Raw genomic sequence first — 17,202 nt, 5'->3', positions numbered from 1 at the left:
CGGCCTCGTCGTGGTCCAGCACCTGCCAGACCGCGTCCCAGGTGCCGACATCCGACCACGCGAACGACACCGGCAGCACGCCGGCCCGGGCGGTCCGCTCCATCACCGCGTAGTCGATCGAGATCTTGGGCGCCTGGGCGAAGGCCGCCGCGTCGAGGCGCACGAAGTCGAGGTCGGTCACCGCCGCCTCCAGGGCCGCGCGCGCGGCCGCCAGCACCTCGGGGACGAACGCCTCCAGCTCGGCCAGCATCAGGTCGGCGCGGAACAGGAAGTAGCCCGAGTTCCACAGGGCGCCGTCGGTGATCAGCGCTTCGGCGCCGGCTTGGTTGGGCTTCTCGACGAAGCGGGCGACGCGGGCCGCGCCCGGGGCCTCGGCGATCGGCTCGCCGCGGCGGATGTAGCCGTAATCGGTGGCCGGCCGGTCGGGCTCGATGCCGAGGGTCATCGTGTAGCCGGCGTGGGCGCCGGCGGCCGCGCGCCGCACGGCGTCGACGAAGGCCGCCGTGTCGGGCACGACGTGGTCGGCGGCCATGATCAGCACTACGGCCTGCGGGTCGCTGGCGGCGGCGTGGAGGGCTGCGACCGCCACGGCGGCGGCGGAGTCGCGGCCCTGCGGCTCGAGCAGGATGTCGGCGGAGAGACCGAGCTGGTCGCGCTGCTCGGCGACGATGAAGCGGGCCTCGGCCGAGGCGATGACGGTGGGCGTGGCGAAGACGGTGGCGTCCGACACGCGCGCCAGCGTCGCCTGGAAGGTCGAGCGCTCGGCGTCGACCAGCCGGGCGAACTGCTTGGGCATGCTCTCCCGCGAGGCCGGCCACAGCCGCGTCCCCGTCCCCCCGCACAGGATCATCGGGTGGATCTGGATCGAAGGTCGGGACATGGTGACGTCTCCCGAGAGGGCTCGGCGGGGTCGGCGCGGCCGAGCCCGCCCCGCGCGGGTGCGATGGACTCTCGGGCGCCGATTTCAGGATCTGCCCTTACCGTCGGGCCGGGACCGGAACAACCTGCGCGCATTATCCGCGCGTCGACGGGCTGGCTCCGTGCACCGGGATGGTTATCTCTGGCCTGCCATGAACGCGCCCGTCCCCACCCAGCAGGCCGACGACCCGGCGCCGTCCCCGCGCCGAATTCCCGCGGTGGAGCGCCTCGTCGGCGGCGCGCCGCCGGCGGAGCTCGAGACCTACGGGCGGACGGCCTTCACGGACGCGATCCGGGCGGTGCTGGCCGAGATCCGGGCCGGGGGCGGCCCCGTCCCGGACGCGGAGTCGATCCGGGCCGCGGCGTCGGCGCGGCTCGCCGCCGAGCGCCGGCCGTCGCTGCGGCCGGTCTTCAACCTGACCGGCACGGTGCTGCACACCAATCTCGGCCGCGCCCTGCTGCCCCGCTCGGCTGCGGAGGCGGTGGCCGCCGTGATGGTGCAGGCGAGCAACCTCGAGTTCGATCTCGAGACCGGCGCCCGGGGCGAGCGGGACGACCATGTCGAGGGCCTGATCTGCCGCCTGACCGGCGCCGAGGCCGCGGTGGTGGTCAACAACAACGCGGCCGCGGTGCTGCTGGTGCTGAACGCGCTCGCCATGCGCAAGGAGGTGGTGGTCTCCCGCGGCGAGCTCGTGGAGATCGGCGGCTCGTTCCGGGTGCCCGACGTGATGGTGCGGGCCGGCTGCCGCCTGCGCGAGGTCGGCACCACCAACCGCACCCACCTGCGCGACTACGCGGAGGCCCTGGGACCCCGCACCGGCCTCGTGATGAAGGTGCATCCGAGCAACTACGCCATCGCGGGCTTCACCGCGGCGGCCGATCCCGTGGCCCTCTACGCCCTCTGCCGGGAGCGCGGCGTGCCGCTGGCGGACGATCTCGGCAGCGGCAGCCTCGTCGACCTCGCGGCCTACGGGCTGCCCCCCGAGCCCACGATCCGCGCCGCCCTGGAGCGGGCCGACGTCGTCACCTTCAGCGGCGACAAGCTGCTCGGCGCGGTCCAGTGCGGCATCGTGGCCGGCCGGAAGGACCTGATCGCCCGCGTGCGAAAGAATCCGCTGAAGCGGGCCCTGCGCGTCGACAAGATGACCTACGCGGCCCTCGAGGCCGTGCTGCGGCTCTACCTGCACCCGGAGCGGCTGCGCGCGGAGCTCCCGACCCTGCGGCTCCTCACCTGCGACCGCGACAGCATCGCCGCCCAGGCCGAGCGCCTCGCCCCCGCAGTGGCGGAGCGGCTCGCCGGCCGCGCCGCGGTCACGGTCGCCGAGTGCATCAGCCAGATCGGATCCGGCGCATTGCCGGTGGAGACGCTGCCCAGCGCCGCCCTGGTCCTGGCGCCGGCCTCGGCGGGCAGCCGCGGGGCGGGCGGCCGGTGCCGGCAGCTCGCCGAGGAGTTGCGCCGGCTCCCCGTGCCGGTGATCGGCCGGATCAGCGACGAGGCCGTCCGCCTCGATCTCCGGACGCTCGAGGACGAGGCCGGCTTCCTCGACAGCCTGGCGGCGCTCCCGCCCGTCGCGGGCGGGGGACGAACACCGAGACGAACCCCATAGGGTTGTTAAGAGAACGGGCCGGACGACCGGAGCTTGCGCGCCGGTATCCCGTGTTATGGTATGGTGACGAACCCGCGGTCGCGGTCGAGAATGGCGGTGCGTGGACCGCGATGGGCAAACGATATGGCGTATATTGCCGATACGGCTGAGGCGCAGCCGGAGACGGATCCGCTGCTTCTCGATAATCAGCTCTGCTACGCGCTCTATGCTGCCGCGCATCGGATGACCAAGTCGTACCGGCCGCTGCTCGAGCGGCTCGGACTGACCTATCCGCAATATCTGGTCCTGCTGGTGCTGTGGGAACAGGACGGCGTCACGGTCTCCGAGATCGGCCGGCGCCTGCGCCTCGATTCCGGCACGCTGACACCGGTGCTCAAGCGCCTGGAGAGCGCGGGCTTCCTGCTCCGGACCCGGCGCCAGTCGGACGAGCGCGAGGTCGAGATCGCCCTGACGCCGGAGGGCGCCGCCCTGCGCGCCGACGCGGTCTCGGTCCGCGAGAGCGTGATGTGCCAGCTCGAACTCAGCGAGCCGGAGATCCGCGCCCTGCGCAAGGATCTGAGCCTCGTCATCGAGCGGCTCAGCGTGAACGACTGAGCGGCCCGGACGCGATCGGGGTCACCGCCGCAGGCGGTTGCCGAGGACGAAGCCGTACAGCCCCATCAGGATGATGCCGACGCCGCCCTCGATGCCGACCAGCAGGTTGGTGACGCGGCCGGTGGGCTTCAGGCCGATCTCGGGCGGGTTCGCGGTCATCATGTTGAGCGCGCTGTAGCTCAGGAGATCGAGGGGATTGTAGGTCGGCCCGGCCTCCGGTCCCTCCACGATGAACAGGCCGCCCGTCAGGCCGAAGAGCCCGCCGAACAGCACGATCAGCAGCGCGAAGGCGCGGGCGATGCGCGACAGGCTCTCGCCGTAATCGCACAGCCACTCGACGAAGCGGTCGGCGGTCCAGCGATAGCCGTGCCGCAGGAATCCGGACCAGTCCCGGTCGGACCAGGCGGCGCGGGCCTGCTGCCCGGCATGGAACCGGCCCATCCGGCGGCCGCGCTTGTAGGCCCAGCTCGCCGCGTCGTGGCTGCCGATGCTCTTCCAGTTCTGCTCCAGGGCGAGGTAGCTCGCCTGGGCGGCGTCGTAGGCGCCGGCCACCTCCTCGCCGACCGCGCCGCCGAGCTGCTCGACGCTCATCCGCGTGCCGTTCAGCCACGCGCCGGCGAAGCGCGCGTGCCGCAGCCGGCAGGTCGCGAGGTTGAGCCGCACGAGGTCGGTGTCGGAGAGATCCGCCCCCGAGAGATCGGCGCCGTCGAGCTTCGCGCCGGTGAAGTGCGCGCCCCGCAGCCGCGAGCCGGCGAGACTCGCCTTGGTCAGGCTGGCCTCGGCGAAATCCGCGTGGGTCAGGTTGGCGTCGGCGAGCTTGGCCTCGTCGAGCCGCGCCCCGCGGAAGACCGTGTCGTCCGCGTCCGCCCCGGAGAAATCCGCGCCCCACAGATCGGCGCCGGCGAAGTCGGTCCCGTCGAGCAGGGCGCCGGACAGGTCGGCGAAGCGCATCGCGGCCTGGCCGAACCGGGCATCCTCCAGCATCGCCCCGGCGAACTTCACCTGCCCGGCGACGATGCCGGTGAAGTCCGCCCCCGAGAGATCGGCCTCCGACAGGTCGGCCGCCTCCAGGATCGCCCCGGTGAAGCGGGTCGAGCGCCCGACCGCGCCGCACAGGCTCGCCCCGCGCAGGTTCGCGCCGGAGAGATCGGCCTCCTCCATGCGGGCGCGGGACAGGTCCGCGCCGGCGAGCGCCAGGCCGCCGGATTCGGCGTCGGTGACGAGGCCGGCCTCCGGCACATCCGCGAGGGCGCCCGGCCCGGCGCTCAGCTGCGACAGGTCCGCGCCCGGCTCGCGCAGGGGCGCCCCGGCGGCGATCCGGCCGACGAGCGCGCGCAGCCGCGATTCCACCGGAGCGTCCGGTCGCGCGTCGGGAGGAGTCGCCTGTTCCATGGTCGTTCCTTGCCGGAAGGCGCGACCGGACGCCAGACGCTCCGCTCAGGGTGCGGCGGTCGCGGCCGTCACCCGCACGGTGATCGCCTTGGCGGCGGGAGTCTTGGACTGCTCGTCGTAGTGCCAGAGCGGCAGCAGGACGTTCAACTCCGGGTAGTATCCGGCGCAGTTGCCCTCGGGGATGTCGTAGGCGATCACCCGCAGCCCGCCGACGCGCCGCGTCACCTGGTCGTCCGCCTCGGTCGCCACGTCGACGCTGATCCCGTCCCTCAGCCCCAGCCGCGCGATGTCCCGGCGGTTCATGAACAGCACGTCCCGGGTGCCCTTCACCCCGCGGAAGCGGTCGTCGTAGCCGTAGACCGTGGTGTTGAACTGGTCGTTCGAGCGCAGCGTGATGAGGTCGAGCACCTCCGGACCCCGGTCGGGCAGGTCCGGATCGGCCTCCAGGCCCTCGGGGACCGCGAAATTCGCCCTGCCGGTGTCGGTCTCCCACTTGCGGTCGCGGGCGCCCAGCGGCTTCAGCAGGCCGCCCGGGTGGAACATGCGGCCGTTCAGGTCGTGGAACACGCTCGGATAGGTCGCCTCGATCGCGTCGCGCACACGGGCGTAGTCGGCGACCCAGGCATCCCAGTCGATGCGGGGATTGGGCGGCAGGGTCGCCTTGGCGATCTCCGCCACGATCCAGGGCTCGGAGCGCAGGTGCGGTCCGACCGGGTCGGCCACGCCCCGCGAGCCGTGGAACTGGGCGGTGGAGCTCTCCATCGATACGGCCTGCGGGCCGCTCGCCTGCCGGTCGATCTCGATCCGGCCGAGGCAGGGCAGGATGTAGGCGACGGCGCCGGTCACGAGGTGCGAGCGGTTGAGCTTGGTCGAGATCTGCACGGTGAGCCGCTGCCGCCGCCAGGCCGGTTCCATCCGGGCGGTGTCGGGCACGGCCCGCAGGAAGTTGCCGCCGAGCCCGATGAACGCCTTCACACGCCCGTCGAGAACGCCCTCGCAGGTCTCGATGGTGTTGAGGCCCTTCTCCCGCGGCGGCTCGAAGCCGTAGAGTTCCCGCAGCTTGTCCAGCGGCGCCAGCTCCGGCTTCTCGGTGATGCCGACGGTGCGCTGGCCCTGCACGTTCGAGTGGCCCCGCACCGGGCAGATCCCGGCTCCGGGCTTCCCGATATTGCCGCGCAGCAGCAGCAGGTTCACGAGCATCCGGACGGTCTCGGTGCCCTTGCGGTGCTGGGTCAGGCCCATCCCGTAGATGCCGATCACCGCCTTCGCGCGGGCGTAGACCTCGGCGGCGGCCTCCAGAGCAGTCCGGGTGAGGCCGGAACGCCGCTCCAGCGCGGCCCAGTCCTGACCGTCACAGAAGGCGACGAAGGTCTCGAAGCCGTGGGTGTGCTCGGCGATGAAGGCGTGGTCGAGCACCCGCGGCCGGCCGGCGGCCTCCGCGGCCCGGTCGAGGGCGATCAGCGCCTTGCACAGCCCGGTGAGCGCCGCGAGGTCGCCGCCGGCCTTCACCTGATGGTACTGCGTCGAGATCTTCGTGGACGAGCGGGTGAGCATCTCGACCGGCGATTGCGGGTCGGTGAAGCGCTCCAGCCCGCGCTCGCGCAGCGGGTTGAAGGTGATGATCTGCGCACCCCGGCGCCGCGCCTCCTGGAGCGGGTGCAGCATCCGCGGCGAGTTCGACCCGACGTTCTGGCCGAAGAAGAAGATCAGGTCGGTGGTCTCGAAATCCTCCAGCAGCACCGTGCCGACCGGCGCGCCGATCGACTGCGGCAGCGCCACCGAAGTCGGCTCGTGGCACATGTTGGAGGAGTCGGGCAGGTTGTTGTTGCCGTAGAGCCGCGCGAGCAGGGCCCACATGTAGCTCGTCTCCAGCGACGCCCGACCGGAGGCGTAGAACACCACCGACCGCGGGTCTTGCGCGCGCAGCTCCTTCAGCTCACGGCCGATCTCGGCCAGGGCCTCCGCCCAGGCGACGGGCCGGTAGCGGTCCGTCGCCGGATCGTAGCGCATCGGGTGGGTCAGGCGGCCCTGCTCCTCCAGGGCGTAGTCGCTCCAGCCGAGAAGCTCCGTCACCGTGTGCGCGGCGAAGAAGTCCGGCGTCGCGCGGCGGCGCGTCTGCTCCCAGGCCGTCGCCTTGGCGCCGTTCTCGCAATACTCGAACGCCAGCGGCTTGGCGGGCTTCGCCCAGGCGCAGGAGGTGCACATGTAGCCGTCCGGCTTGTTCTGCTTGAGCAGCATCGCCGAGCCGGTGACCGGCACGCCCTCGCGGGTCAGGATCTCGACGAGGGAGCGGGCCGAGCCCCAGCCGCCCGCAGGCCCGTCATAGGGCTCGATCCGGACGTCGTCGGTGTTCTGATCGGCCATGGCGCCCTCCACCCGGCGCAGCGAGCACCGGACCTGGGGAACGCGCGAGCGGGCGAATGGGATCACGGGCGCGTCACCGCGCCCGGAGAAGGGTTTCCTCGCCGCCGCCGCGGCTCTAACGTCGACATGCGGACTGTCCCGCCGGAGGAGGAAATCATGGCCAGCGTCGACGTCGAGATGGTGAAGTGCGCCTGCCAGGACTGCGTCTGCGTGATCCCGGTCGCCAAGGCCGTGTCGCGGGACGGCAAGGCCTATTGCTGCGACGACTGCGCGAACGGCCACAAGGATCACGCCGGCTGCGAGCACGCCGGCTGCGCCTGCCACGGCTAGGGCTTTTCCCGGTCGCGTCGCGACGGTCCGGAGGACGCGTCACCGGTCGAGCCAGCCGCGACGCGCCCCTCTCCCGCACAAGCGGGGACCTGCACCTCATTCGGCGCGGCTTCGGAGAACGACCCCGGGATGACGCGCCGCGGCGGTCGCGGTCAGGAGACCGCGGCGAGCTTGTCGGCCATCGACTGGTCCTTGTCGCGGCGCGTCGAGAAGATCAGCGTGAAGAAGGTCCGCTGGACGCCGAGCTCGGCGAGCCTCGCCTCGCACCGCTCCGCCAGCGCGCAGATCTCCGACAGCTCGCCCTCGATGTTCGTGCCGTTGGGATGCATCGTGGCGGTGAGCCCGCTCGACTCGATGATCCCCTTGAGCTCGCGGACGTAGGGCGAGACCGACGGGCCGACGCCCATCGGCACGATGCAGAGGTCGGCCGAAACTCTCATGGTGCCTGCCTGATCCGGGAGGGGCGGCCCCGGCCGGCTGCGCGACCGGAAGCGGGGCGAGCGCGCAGCCTATCGCCGGCCGCACCGACTTTCCAGGCCGGCGCCGGCGGTCACGCCTCGCCGGTCTCCAGCGCCGCCGCCCGCACCGAGGGCAGGCAGGGATTGGCGTTGTCGCTGCGCCACGCGAGCCACAGCTCCGGCCCGGTCGTGGCCGGCAGGGCGATGGGCCGGAGCCGGATGTCGGCCATGCTGTTGCCCCGGGCGCTGCCCGGCACCAGCGCGACGCCGATGCCGGCGCCGACGAGGGCCAGCATCGCGTGGACCTGGTTCACCCGCTGCACGATCCGCGGCTGCACGCCCCCCGCCTCGAACAGCCGGTCGAGCAGGTCGATGAAGTAGCGCCCGCCCCGGGGTGACCACGTCACGAAGGCCTCGCCGTCGAGGTCCCGCAGGGTCGGGGCGCGCGCCGCCGCGAGGCGGTGCCCGCGCGGGACCGCGAGCAGGAGCCGCTCGCGCGCCAGCGGCGCTGTGGCGATCGCGGATTTCGGATCCTGCAGGACCGGGGCCGGCCGCAGGATCGCGAGATCGGTGCGGTTCTCGCCCAGCGCCAGGATCTGCTCGTCCGAGACCATCTCCTCCAGCACGAGGTCGACCTCGGGCAGCGTCCGGCGGACATGGGCAACGACCTGCGGCAGCGTCCGGTAGGCCGAGGCGGCGGTGAAGCTGAGTCGCAGCACCCCGCTCTCGCCCAGGGCGGCGCGGCGCGTGATGCGCGCGGCGTTCTCGGCCGCCGCCAGCACCCGGTAGGCCTCGGCCAGGAAGGTGCGGCCCGCCGGGGTCAGGCGCACCGCCCGGGTGGTCCGCTCCAGCAGCGTCACGTCCAGCGTCTGCTCCAGCATCTGGATCTGCCGCGACAGGGGCGACTGGGTCAGGTGCAGCCGGGCCGCGGCCCGGCCGAAATGCATCTCCTCGGCGACGGCGACGAAGCTGCGGGCATGGCCGAGATCGAACATTGATGCAGGATCCGGGATAATCCAGCCAAAATCAACGTTGGACGCATTTAACGCCGGCGCCTAACCCCGGACGCGACACCGAACGGTGCGTTCCAGGGAGAGAATCGATGGCGAGCATGACCCCGGCCGAGATGGCGCGCGTGCTGGGCTCCGGCCTGCTGTCCTTCCCGGTCACGCATTTCCGCGACGATCTCAGCTTCGACGAGACCGCCTACCGGGACAATCTCGGGCGGCTGGCCGACTACAGGGTTTCGGGCCTGTTCGCCGCCGGCGGCACCGGCGAGTTCTTCTCGCTGACGCCCGTCGAGATCGACCGCGTCCTGCGCGCCGCCGTCGAGGAGACCCGCGGCCGGACCCCGGTCATCGCCCCCGCCGGCCAGGGTACCGCCCTGGCGGTCGAGATGGCCCGGGCCGCCGAGGCCGCCGGCGCGGACGGGATCCTGCTGCTGCCGCCCTACCTCGTCGGCTCCGAGCAGGCCGGTCTCGCCGCCCATATCGAGGCGGTCTGCCGCGCGACCTCGCTCGGCGTCATCGTCTACAACCGCGCCAACGCCCAGCTCAACGAGCAGACGCTCGCCGGCCTGTGCGAGCGCTGCCCGAACCTCGTCGGCTTCAAGGACGGCGTCGGCGACGTCGAGCTGATGACCCGGGTCTACGCCGCTCTGGGCGACCGCCTGACCTATGTGGGCGGCCTGCCCACCGCCGAGACCTTCGCGCTGCCGTACCTGGAGATGGGCGTCACCACCTACTCCTCGGCGATCTTCAACTTCCTGCCCGAATGGGCGCTGTCTTTCTACGACAGCGTCCGCCGCCGGGACCGCGACGCGGTCTACCGGGAGCTGCGCGACTTCGTCCTCCCCTACATCGCGATCCGCAACCGCAAGCGCGGCTACGCGGTCTCGATCGTCAAGGCGGGCATGAGCGCCGTCGGCCGCCACGCCGGCCCGGTCCGGCCGCCGCTGACCGAACTCGACGCGGCCGAGCGCGCCGAGCTGACGGCCTTGATCGGCGACCGCCGCTGAGCCCCGCCTCGACACCCAAGACAGACCCGCCGAGCCAACGGCGGCCACGACCCGCCTCCCGGATCAACCGGGCGGCGACGAGCCTGGGAGAACGTCCATGAGTGCCAGTTCGACCGGCGCGCCGAGCACCCTGCTCGCCGCCGCCGACGCGGGTCGCCGCACCCGCGTCCGCCTGCTGATCGTCGCGATGCTGTTCGCCGCGACCACCATCAACTACGCCGACCGCGCGACCATCTCGATCGCCGGCCCCGACATGGCCAAGGAACTCGGCCTCTCGCCGGTTCAGATGGGCTACGTCTTCTCGGCCTTCGCGTGGTCCTACGTCCTCGCCCAGATCCCGGGCGGCTGGCTCCTCGACCGCTACAGCGTCAAGTGGGTCTACGCCGCCGCCGTCGCCCTCTGGTCGGCCTTCACGCTGGTCCAGGGCGCCGTCGGCTTCTTCACCGGCCTGACCGCCGTGGTGCTGCTCTTCGCCCTGCGGCTCGCCGTCGGCCTCACCGAGGCGCCGGTCTTCCCCGCCAACGCCCGGATCGTCGCCGCGTGGTTCCCGACCCGCGAGCGCGGCATGGCCTCGGCGTTCTTCAACTCGGCGCAGTACTTCGCCACGGTGCTGTTCACGCCGCTGATGGCGTGGATCGTCCACAACTTCGGCTGGCACCACGTCTTCACCAGCATGGGCCTGCTCGGCATCGCCTTCGCGGTCCTCTGGCTGCGCGTGGTCGACAGCCCGAAGAACCACCCGTCGATGAACCAGGCGGAGCGGGACTACATCGAGGCCGGCGGCGCCCTGCTCGACATGGACGGCCAGAGCCGGAGCAAGCAGGGCGATGCCGGCCGGACGCTGCGCCAGCTGCTCGCCAACCGGATGCTGCTCGGCATCTATATCGGCCAGTACTGCATCACCGTGCTGACCTACTTCTTCCTGACGTGGTTCCCGGTCTACCTCGTCAAGGAGCGCGGCCTGTCGATCCTGCAGGCCGGTTTCGCGGCGGTGCTGCCGGCGCTCTGCGGCTTCATCGGCGGCATCCTCGGGGGCGTGATCTCCGACCTGCTCCTGCGCCGCGGCTTCTCGCTGACGGCGGCCCGCAAGATCCCGATCGTCGGCGGCATGCTGCTGTCGATGAGCATCATCGGCTGCAACTACGTCCAGGCGGACGCCCTCGTGGTCGGCCTGATGGCGCTCGCCTTCTTCGGCAAGGGCATCGGCGCGCTCGGCTGGGCGGTCGTCGCCGATACCTCCCCGCGGGAGAGCGGCGGCCTCTCGGGCGGCCTGTTCAACACCTTCGGCAACACCGCCGGCATCACCACGCCGATCGCGATCGGCTACATCGTCCAGAGCACGGGCTCGTTCAACGGCGCCCTGGTCTTCGTCGGCCTGAACGCCCTGGTCGCCTGCTTCTGCTACCTCGTGGTGGTCGGCGAGATCCGCCGCGTCGAGCTCAAGGCCCACTGACCCGCACGCCGGACCGGCCCCGGCCGGTCCGGCCCCGCATCGATCCCGCCTCGCGCCCGGCGCAGACCGGCCGGGGGCCCCCGAGGAGGACGCCATGCTGAATGACAGTCGCCACGCCGCCCGCCACACGCCGACCGTGACCGCCATGACGGTGGTGCCGGTGGCCGGCCACGACAGCATGCTGCTCAACCTCTCGGGCGCGCACGGCCCGTACTTCACCCGCAACCTCGTGATCCTGACCGACTCCACCGGCGCCACCGGCCTCGGCGAGGTCCCCGGCGGCGAGGGCATCCGCAAGACCCTGGAGGATGCCCGGGACCTCGTCGTCGGGCAGCCGCTCGGCGCCTGGAACGCGGTGCTCAACGCCATGCGCACGCGCTTCGCCGACCGCGACGTCGGCGGGCGCGGCCTGCAGACCTTCGACCTGCGCATCACCATCCACGCGGTCACGGCCGTCGAATCCGCCTTCCTCGACCTGCTCGGCCAGTACCTCGACGTGCCGGTCGCGGCGCTCCTGGGCGAGGGCCAGCAGCGCGACGCCGTCGAGATGCTGGGCTACCTGTTCTACGTCGGCGACCGCACCCGCACGGATCTCGGCTACCGGGCGCCGACGGCCCGCGACGGCTGGTTCCGCCTGCGCGACGAGGAGGCGCTGACCCCGGAGGCCGTCGCCCGGCTCGCCGAGGCCGCCTACGACCAGTACGGCTTCAGCGACTTCAAGCTGAAGGGCGGCGTCCTGCGTGGCGAGGACGAGATCGCCGCCGTCACCGCGATCCACGAGCGCTTCCCCAAGGCCCGCGTGACGCTCGACCCGAACGGCGCGTGGTCCCTCGCGGAGGCGATCCGCCTCTGCAAGGGCCAGGGCCACGTCCTCGCCTACGCTGAGGACCCCTGCGGCGCCGAGGGCGGCTTCTCGGGCCGCGAGATCATGGCCGAGTTCCGTCGCGCCACCGGCCTGCCCACCGCCACCAACATGATCGCCACCGACTGGCGGCAGATGAACCACGCGATCCAGCTCGGCGCCGTCGACATCCCGCTGGCCGACCCGCATTTCTGGACGCTCGCCGGCTCGGTCCGGGTGGCCCAGCTGTGCCGCGACCACGGCCTGACCTGGGGCTCGCACTCGAACAACCACTTCGACGTGTCGCTCGCCATGTTCACCCACGTGGCCGCGGCGGCGCCCGGCAACGTCACGGCGATCGACACGCACTGGATCTGGCAGGACGGCGAGCGCCTGACCAAGGAGCCGCTGGCGATCCGCGGCGGCCTCGTGCGGGTGCCGGAGCGGCCGGGCCTCGGCATCGAGCTCGACATGTCGGCGGTGGAGGAGGCCCACGCCCTCTACCGCGATCACGGCCTCGGCGCCCGCGACGACGCGGCCGCCATGCAGTTCCTGATCCCCGGCTGGACCTTCGACAACAAGAAGCCCTGCCTGGTCCGCTGAAGCCCGGCCCGGGCTCGCGCCGTCAGACGCGCGAGCTCGGGCGGTAGAACGGCTCGTGCCGCGACGGGTCGATGTAGTCGGCGTAGAAGCGCCGCGCGTGGGGGAGCAGCGCCTTCGACAGCTGGCGCCGCTCGACCTCGTCGTCCGAGAGCGCCCGCGACAGGTCGTCGTGGAGCGCCTTCAGGGCGGCGTCGCGGTCGACCCGGGTGAAGCGGCCGTCCGCGTAGAGCACCTCGCCCTCGCACAGAACTGCGGTGACGCCGCCGGTCTTGGCTCGCTGGATCACCGCGTCGAGGAGCGGCGTCTCCGGGTCGAGATACGGGTAGGCGATCTGGTCCCAGTCGATCAGGACCATGTCGGCGCCCTTGCCGACCTCGATCGTGCCGAGGCTGTCGCCGTAGGGGGTGGTGCGGGCGCCGCCGACGGTGGCCATGCGCAGCACCTGGGCCATGCTCGGCACGTCGGCCTCGTCCATGCCGGGCACTCGGTGGGCGCGCAGCACGAGGCGCATCTCCTGCAGCATGTCGCGGTCGTCGTTGATGCCGGCCTCGTCGAGGCCGATCGCCGTGTTGATGCCCTTGGCCTCGAAGCGGTTGAGCGCCGCCACGCCGGAGCGCAGCCGGAAGTTCGAGGAACAGTTGTGGCAGATGCAGGTGCCGGTCGCGGCGACCCGGTCGATGTCGGACTCGTTGAGCCAGACGCCGTGGCCGAGCGTCAGGCGGGGTCCCAGCATGCCGAACCGGTCGAGGTACTCGACTGCGGTCCCGCCGCCGCGCTTCTCCGCGTAGGCCTTCTGGTAGGCGGTCTCGACGAGGTGCATGTGCATCGGCACGTCGTAGGATTCGGACAGGCCGGCCAGCCCCTCGAGGGCCGCGTCCGAGCACCAGTGCAGGTTGGCGGGTGCGAGCTGGATCTTGGCCCGCGCGGCTCCGGCCTGGCCGCTATGCAGGCTGCGGAACAGCGAGAAATTGTCCTCCAGGGACATCTGGAAGCGCTCGAACCAGCGCTTCATCGGGTCCTGCAGCGGCGCTGGCAGGCTCGCCACGAAGTCCATGTCGGCCTGGTAGACGAGGCGGTTCTGATCGCGGACCGCGAAGCAGTACGAGACCCGCATGCCGATGTCGCGATAGGCGCGCAGCACCTCGTTGGAGCGCGCCTCGACCTCCTCCAGGCTGCCGGGCATCCAGCCGTGGATGTGCTGGACCGTGGTGATCCCGGAGCCGACCATCTCGAAGGCCGAGTACAGGGTGTCGAGGTAGAGGTTCAGGTTGCGTGCCACCATGCGGGTGACGAACCACAGCTCCAGGGGCATGTCGGGGGAGCCGAGCTGCACTGGCGTCAGGCCGACATGGTGGTGGCCGTTGACGAAGCCCGGCAGCAGGATCTCGCGGCCGGACCCGATCACGGGTGCGTCGGGGTAGCGGGCGTGCAGGTCCGCGTAGGTGCCGACCGCGGCGATGACCCCGTCCTTCTGAAGAACCGCGCCGTCGGCGATCTCCTCCCAGCGATCGTGGTCGAGGGTGCGGGTGATCATCCGCCGGCTGCGGATCAGCGATGTGGCCATGGTCGTGTCCGTGTTGGGGGAGGGGGTCAGACGAGCGCTTCCTGCTCGGCGAAGGCCCGGTCGACCTCGTCGCGCAGGAGCTCGGTGAGGTGCCGCCGCAAGGCCTCCGCCTCGGGCGAGAACGGGTCGCGCGGGCGGGCGAGGTCGTTGCGGACGATCGTCTTGATCCGCCCGGGGCGGGCGGTGAACACCACCACCCGGTCGGCGAGCGCCACCGCCTCGTCGATGTGGTGGGTCACGAACAGCACCGAGGCGCCGCTGTCGCGCCAGACGTCGAGCAGGAAGTCCTGCATCTTCTGGCGGGTCTGGACGTCGAGCGCCGCGAAGGGCTCGTCCATCAGCAGTACCTTCGGGCGCATGGCCAGCGCCCGCGCCACCGCCACGCGCTGGCGCATGCCGCCGGACAGCTCGTCCGGCCGCTTGTCGAAGGCCTCGGCGAGGCCGACGCGCTGGAGCGCGGCCCGGGCGACGCTCCGCCGCTCGGCCTCCGGCACGCCCTTCAGCGACAGGCCGAAGCTGACGTTCTGCCAGACGCTGAGCCAGGGCAGCAGCGAGGTCTCCTGGAAGATCAGACTGCGCTCCGGCGACGGACCGGTGACCGGTTCGCCGAAGGCCAGGAGTTCGCCCCCGGAGGCGGGTTCGAGCCCGGCGATCAGGTAGAGCAGCGTGCTCTTCCCGCAGCCCGAGGGGCCGAGGAACACCACGAACTCGCCGGGCCGCACGGTGAGGTCGATGTCGCGCAGGGCCTCGTGGGCGCGGGCGGTGCCGGCCGCCCAGACCTTGGCGACGCCGCGGCACGAGACGGCGTCATGGGATGCGGGATCAGAGGCCAAGGGAGGCCCCCGCGTCGCGCGGCAGCCAGTACAGCAGCCGCCGCTGGACCAGCCGGAACAGCAGGTCGAAGGCGAAGCCGAGCAGGCCGATCAGCGTGATGGTGAAGAAGACGAGCGACGGGTTGAAGGTGTTGCGCGCCAGCATGATCACCTGGCCGAGCCCGTAGCCCACGCCGGTCGCCTCGGCGACGAGCACCACCATCCAGGCGCCGAACAGGTTGAGGCGCAGCACCGCGAGCAGCCCCGGCAGGATCGCCGGGACGATCACCCGCGCGTAGATCTGGCGCTTGGACGCCCCCATGGTCCGGGCGACGTTGATGTAGTTGCGGTTGACCCCGTCGATCTGCTGGATGGTCGAGAGCACCATCGTGAAGAACAGGGCGATGAACACCATGAAGATCGCCGGGGCGTTGCCGATCCCGAACATGAAGATCGCCACCGGCAGCCACGCGATCGGCGAGACCGGCGCCAGGAGTGTGATGGTCGGCAGGGTCAGCCGCTCGAACAGCTTGAAGTAGCGGATCGCCACCCCGACCAGGATCGACAGGGAGGCCGCCAGGGCGAGGCCCGCCAGCACCCGGCCGGTCGAGGCGAGCACGGTGATCAGCACCGCCATGGCGGGGCTGGGGCCGGTATTCATCCCGGTGCCGATCTGCCAGCGCTGCGCGGTGTTGAAGAAGCGCGCCTGCTCGGCGAGGTTGCCGAGGAAGATGTGCGGCGGCGGCAGGAGCTTGGCGTCGGCGATGCCGAGCGCCCAGAGCAGCTCCCAGAGGCCGGCGAAGCAGCCGACCGAGACCAGCATCCAGCCGATCCGGCGGAGCAGGGGGACGAGCCCTTCGGGCAGCGCGAGGCGCTGACCGAGCGGGAGGCGCGGCCGGTCCTGCGGGACGGCGGCGGCGCGGGCGAGGAAGGTGGCCATCCGCTCAGGCCGACTTCAGCTTGAGCTTGCCGTAGAGGTCCGGGTTCTCGGCGATGACCTGTTCCAGCAGGGTCCAGTCGATCGCGTCGCGGCCGGGCTTCTTCTTGATGTAGCCCATCTCGGCGACGGAATCGGTCCGGTCGAGGATGAACTGCGTCTGGTTGCGGGCGTCGACCACCGAGGGCTGCCGGCCCATGGCGAGCTGGGCGTTGCTCATCGAGGTCTTGTAGTAGGAGCCGACGAGCTTGTTCAGGGCGACCTGGGGGTCGCCCTCCGCCAGCGCCTGGGCCTTCATCATGCCCTTGATCAGGGCCTTCACGGCGGCCGGGTTCTTGGCGATCAGCTCGTTGCGGACCGCCAGCACGCAGTCGGTGTAGCCCTTGCCGTAGATGTCGGTCCCGTCGGAGAGCTTCACCGCGCCCTTCACGTCGGTGAGCAGGGCCGTGCCGTAGGGCTCGATCGTCGAGATGATGTCCAGCGCCCCGGCGCGGAACGCCTCCACGGCCTCCGGGGTCGAGCCCATGTAGCGGACCGTGATGTCCTTGAAGGCGACGCCGTTCTTCTTCAGCCAGTCGTAGGGCAGCACTTCCAGCGTATCGAGCTGGAAGGTCCCGAGCGTCTTGCCCTTGAGCTTCTCCGGGCTGTCGAGGCCGGGCTGGGCCACGAGCACGCAGCCCTCGATGCCGCCGCCGGCCACGATCTTCACCGGGGCGCCCGCGTCGTAGAGGGCCATGAAGCTCGTGTAGGGCATCACGCCGGCATCGACCTGGCCCATGCCGAGGAAGGTGACTTGATCCGAGAAGGTCGGCGTGTTGACGAAGTCGATCGTCAGCCCGTCATCCTTGGCGAGCTGCATCGCCTCGGCCAGGAAGAAGTTGAGGTTGCAGAAGCCGGTGCCGTGGGTCGCGCGGATGCCGGTGGCCGCCGCGGCCGGGCCGGTCAGGCCCGGGCCCACCGCCAGGGTCAGCGCGGCGGCGGTCCCGCCGAGGAAGCGCCTGCGACTGGGCTTGAACCGCGTGAGATCCGGGACGCGATAATCGCCGTGACGGTCGCACATATCGACTCTCCTCAGAGGGCGGATCGCGCGATCCGCCGGACGGCGCGTGCCGGTGCTGAAACGGAGGGATCGGAGCTCGGGACAGGCTCAAGGCAGTCGCGGAGATCCGGTCGCCCGGCACCTCACCACATCGACGGCACGCCAACCTCTAGCCGCCGCCGGGGCGACGCTGCGCTGGTGAATACGAACCAAGAAGCGTGCCAGACGCGGGAATCTGCGGTGTTGGCGGCGCACCTCGCCCGTCGGCGCTGT

15 protein-coding genes are annotated in these 17,202 nt (G+C 71.5%); 6 read left to right on the top strand and 9 right to left on the bottom strand.

Annotated elements, in window-relative coordinates; genetic code table 11:
• The coding region (locus C4T42_RS26255) for a sugar phosphate nucleotidyltransferase (protein WP_244603282.1) at positions 1-880 on the bottom strand (880 nt) is incomplete at its 3' end.
• Positions 881-1,070: 190 nt separating this feature from the next.
• Here C4T42_RS26255 and selA point away from each other — a divergent pair.
• Together selA and C4T42_RS26245 are read left to right on the top strand one after the other, a co-directional pair.
• Positions 1,071-2,525 carry an L-seryl-tRNA(Sec) selenium transferase gene (gene selA, locus C4T42_RS26250; protein ID WP_020090751.1) on the top strand — a complete coding sequence of 485 codons (1,455 nt, stop codon included), beginning with the start codon at positions 1,071-1,073 and terminating at the stop codon, positions 2,523-2,525.
• 123 nt (positions 2,526-2,648) lie between these two features.
• Positions 2,649-3,119 carry a MarR family transcriptional regulator gene (locus tag C4T42_RS26245; protein ID WP_020090750.1) on the top strand — a complete coding sequence of 157 codons (471 nt, stop codon included), beginning with the start codon at positions 2,649-2,651 and terminating at the stop codon, positions 3,117-3,119.
• 21 nt (positions 3,120-3,140) lie between these two features.
• Here C4T42_RS26245 and C4T42_RS26240 read toward each other — a convergent pair whose 3' ends face one another.
• On the bottom strand, positions 3,141-4,511 hold the full coding sequence (locus C4T42_RS26240) for a pentapeptide repeat-containing protein (RefSeq protein WP_103986142.1): 1,371 nt from the start codon (positions 4,509-4,511) through the stop codon (positions 3,141-3,143).
• Positions 4,512-4,556: 45 nt separating this feature from the next.
• Positions 4,557-6,875: an FdhF/YdeP family oxidoreductase gene (locus tag C4T42_RS26235; protein WP_103986141.1), complete on the bottom strand. Its 2,319-nt coding sequence runs from the start codon at positions 6,873-6,875 to the stop codon at positions 4,557-4,559.
• Positions 6,876-7,031: 156 nt separating this feature from the next.
• Here C4T42_RS26235 and C4T42_RS26230 point away from each other — a divergent pair, with 156 nt between their 5' ends.
• Positions 7,032-7,205: a metallothionein gene (locus C4T42_RS26230; RefSeq protein ID WP_020090747.1), complete on the top strand. Its 174-nt coding sequence runs from the start codon at positions 7,032-7,034 to the stop codon at positions 7,203-7,205.
• Positions 7,206-7,357: 152 nt separating this feature from the next.
• Here the strand turns inward: C4T42_RS26230 and C4T42_RS26225 are convergent, their stop codons facing one another.
• The gene (locus C4T42_RS26225; protein ID WP_020090746.1) at positions 7,358-7,645 is read right to left on the bottom strand and encodes an MTH1187 family thiamine-binding protein; all 288 of its coding nucleotides are present in this window, start codon (positions 7,643-7,645) and stop codon (positions 7,358-7,360) included.
• A 110-nt stretch (positions 7,646-7,755) separates the two neighbouring features.
• Positions 7,756-8,658: a LysR family transcriptional regulator gene (locus tag C4T42_RS26220; RefSeq protein WP_020090745.1), complete on the bottom strand. Its 903-nt coding sequence runs from the start codon at positions 8,656-8,658 to the stop codon at positions 7,756-7,758.
• Between the two features lie 107 nt (positions 8,659-8,765).
• On the opposite strand from C4T42_RS26220, the gene kdgD reads away from it, so the two are divergent.
• From kdgD to gudD, 3 genes are all read left to right on the top strand, one after another.
• Complete coding sequence (gene kdgD, locus C4T42_RS26215) at positions 8,766-9,680, top strand: 5-dehydro-4-deoxyglucarate dehydratase (RefSeq protein ID WP_042673399.1); 915 nt, start codon at positions 8,766-8,768, stop codon at positions 9,678-9,680.
• Between the two features lie 97 nt (positions 9,681-9,777).
• On the top strand, positions 9,778-11,133 hold the full coding sequence (locus tag C4T42_RS26210; protein WP_020090743.1) for an MFS transporter: 1,356 nt from the start codon (positions 9,778-9,780) through the stop codon (positions 11,131-11,133).
• 94 nt (positions 11,134-11,227) lie between these two features.
• Positions 11,228-12,577, top strand: a complete 1,350-nt coding sequence (gene gudD / locus C4T42_RS26205) for a glucarate dehydratase (RefSeq protein WP_020090742.1) — start codon at positions 11,228-11,230, stop codon at positions 12,575-12,577.
• A gap of 22 nt (positions 12,578-12,599) precedes the next feature.
• Here the strand turns inward: gudD and C4T42_RS26200 are convergent, their stop codons facing one another.
• The 4 genes from C4T42_RS26200 to C4T42_RS26185 are packed head-to-tail and all read right to left on the bottom strand — an operon-like array spanning position 12,600 to position 16,950.
• Complete coding sequence (locus C4T42_RS26200) at positions 12,600-14,141, bottom strand: amidohydrolase family protein (RefSeq protein WP_020090741.1); 1,542 nt, start codon at positions 14,139-14,141, stop codon at positions 12,600-12,602.
• 26 nt (positions 14,142-14,167) lie between these two features.
• Complete coding sequence (locus C4T42_RS26195; protein WP_020090740.1) at positions 14,168-14,974, bottom strand: ABC transporter ATP-binding protein; 807 nt, start codon at positions 14,972-14,974, stop codon at positions 14,168-14,170.
• Positions 14,964-15,893 carry an ABC transporter permease gene (locus tag C4T42_RS26190; RefSeq protein WP_020090739.1) on the bottom strand — a complete coding sequence of 310 codons (930 nt, stop codon included), beginning with the start codon at positions 15,891-15,893 and terminating at the stop codon, positions 14,964-14,966. The genes C4T42_RS26195 and C4T42_RS26190 overlap by 11 nt, the downstream gene beginning before the upstream one ends.
• 4 nt (positions 15,894-15,897) lie before the next feature.
• Complete coding sequence (locus tag C4T42_RS26185; protein ID WP_020090738.1) at positions 15,898-16,950, bottom strand: ABC transporter substrate-binding protein; 1,053 nt, start codon at positions 16,948-16,950, stop codon at positions 15,898-15,900.
• Positions 16,951-17,202 lie beyond the last annotated feature (252 nt).

It is taken from the genome of Methylobacterium sp. 190mf (assembly GCF_900107945.1).
In the GTDB taxonomy this organism is placed as follows: Bacteria; Pseudomonadota; Alphaproteobacteria; order Rhizobiales; family Beijerinckiaceae; genus Methylobacterium.
Note: the sequence above shows the minus strand (reverse complement) of the source record. Positions and strands in the feature narration are given on the sequence as shown.

What these genes read in the sequence shown, in the direction of transcription:
- kdgD (WP_042673399.1), top strand. Translation starts at nt 8,766, where the DNA reads ATGGCGAGCATGACCCCGGCCGAGATGGCGCGCGTGCTGGGCTCCGGC.
- selA (WP_020090751.1), top strand. Translation starts at nt 1,071, where the DNA reads ATGAACGCGCCCGTCCCCACCCAGCAGGCCGACGACCCGGCGCCGTCC.
- C4T42_RS26190 (WP_020090739.1), bottom strand. Translation starts at nt 15,893, where the DNA reads ATGGCCACCTTCCTCGCCCGCGCCGCCGCCGTCCCGCAGGACCGGCCG.
- C4T42_RS26185 (WP_020090738.1), bottom strand. Translation starts at nt 16,950, where the DNA reads ATGTGCGACCGTCACGGCGATTATCGCGTCCCGGATCTCACGCGGTTC.
- C4T42_RS26210 (WP_020090743.1), top strand. Translation starts at nt 9,778, where the DNA reads ATGAGTGCCAGTTCGACCGGCGCGCCGAGCACCCTGCTCGCCGCCGCC.
- C4T42_RS26220 (WP_020090745.1), bottom strand. Translation starts at nt 8,658, where the DNA reads ATGTTCGATCTCGGCCATGCCCGCAGCTTCGTCGCCGTCGCCGAGGAG.
- C4T42_RS26200 (WP_020090741.1), bottom strand. Translation starts at nt 14,141, where the DNA reads ATGGCCACATCGCTGATCCGCAGCCGGCGGATGATCACCCGCACCCTC.
- C4T42_RS26240 (WP_103986142.1), bottom strand. Translation starts at nt 4,511, where the DNA reads ATGGAACAGGCGACTCCTCCCGACGCGCGACCGGACGCTCCGGTGGAA.
- C4T42_RS26235 (WP_103986141.1), bottom strand. Translation starts at nt 6,875, where the DNA reads ATGGCCGATCAGAACACCGACGACGTCCGGATCGAGCCCTATGACGGG.
- gudD (WP_020090742.1), top strand. Translation starts at nt 11,228, where the DNA reads ATGCTGAATGACAGTCGCCACGCCGCCCGCCACACGCCGACCGTGACC.
- C4T42_RS26245 (WP_020090750.1), top strand. Translation starts at nt 2,649, where the DNA reads ATGGCGTATATTGCCGATACGGCTGAGGCGCAGCCGGAGACGGATCCG.
- C4T42_RS26225 (WP_020090746.1), bottom strand. Translation starts at nt 7,645, where the DNA reads ATGAGAGTTTCGGCCGACCTCTGCATCGTGCCGATGGGCGTCGGCCCG.
- C4T42_RS26230 (WP_020090747.1), top strand. Translation starts at nt 7,032, where the DNA reads ATGGCCAGCGTCGACGTCGAGATGGTGAAGTGCGCCTGCCAGGACTGC.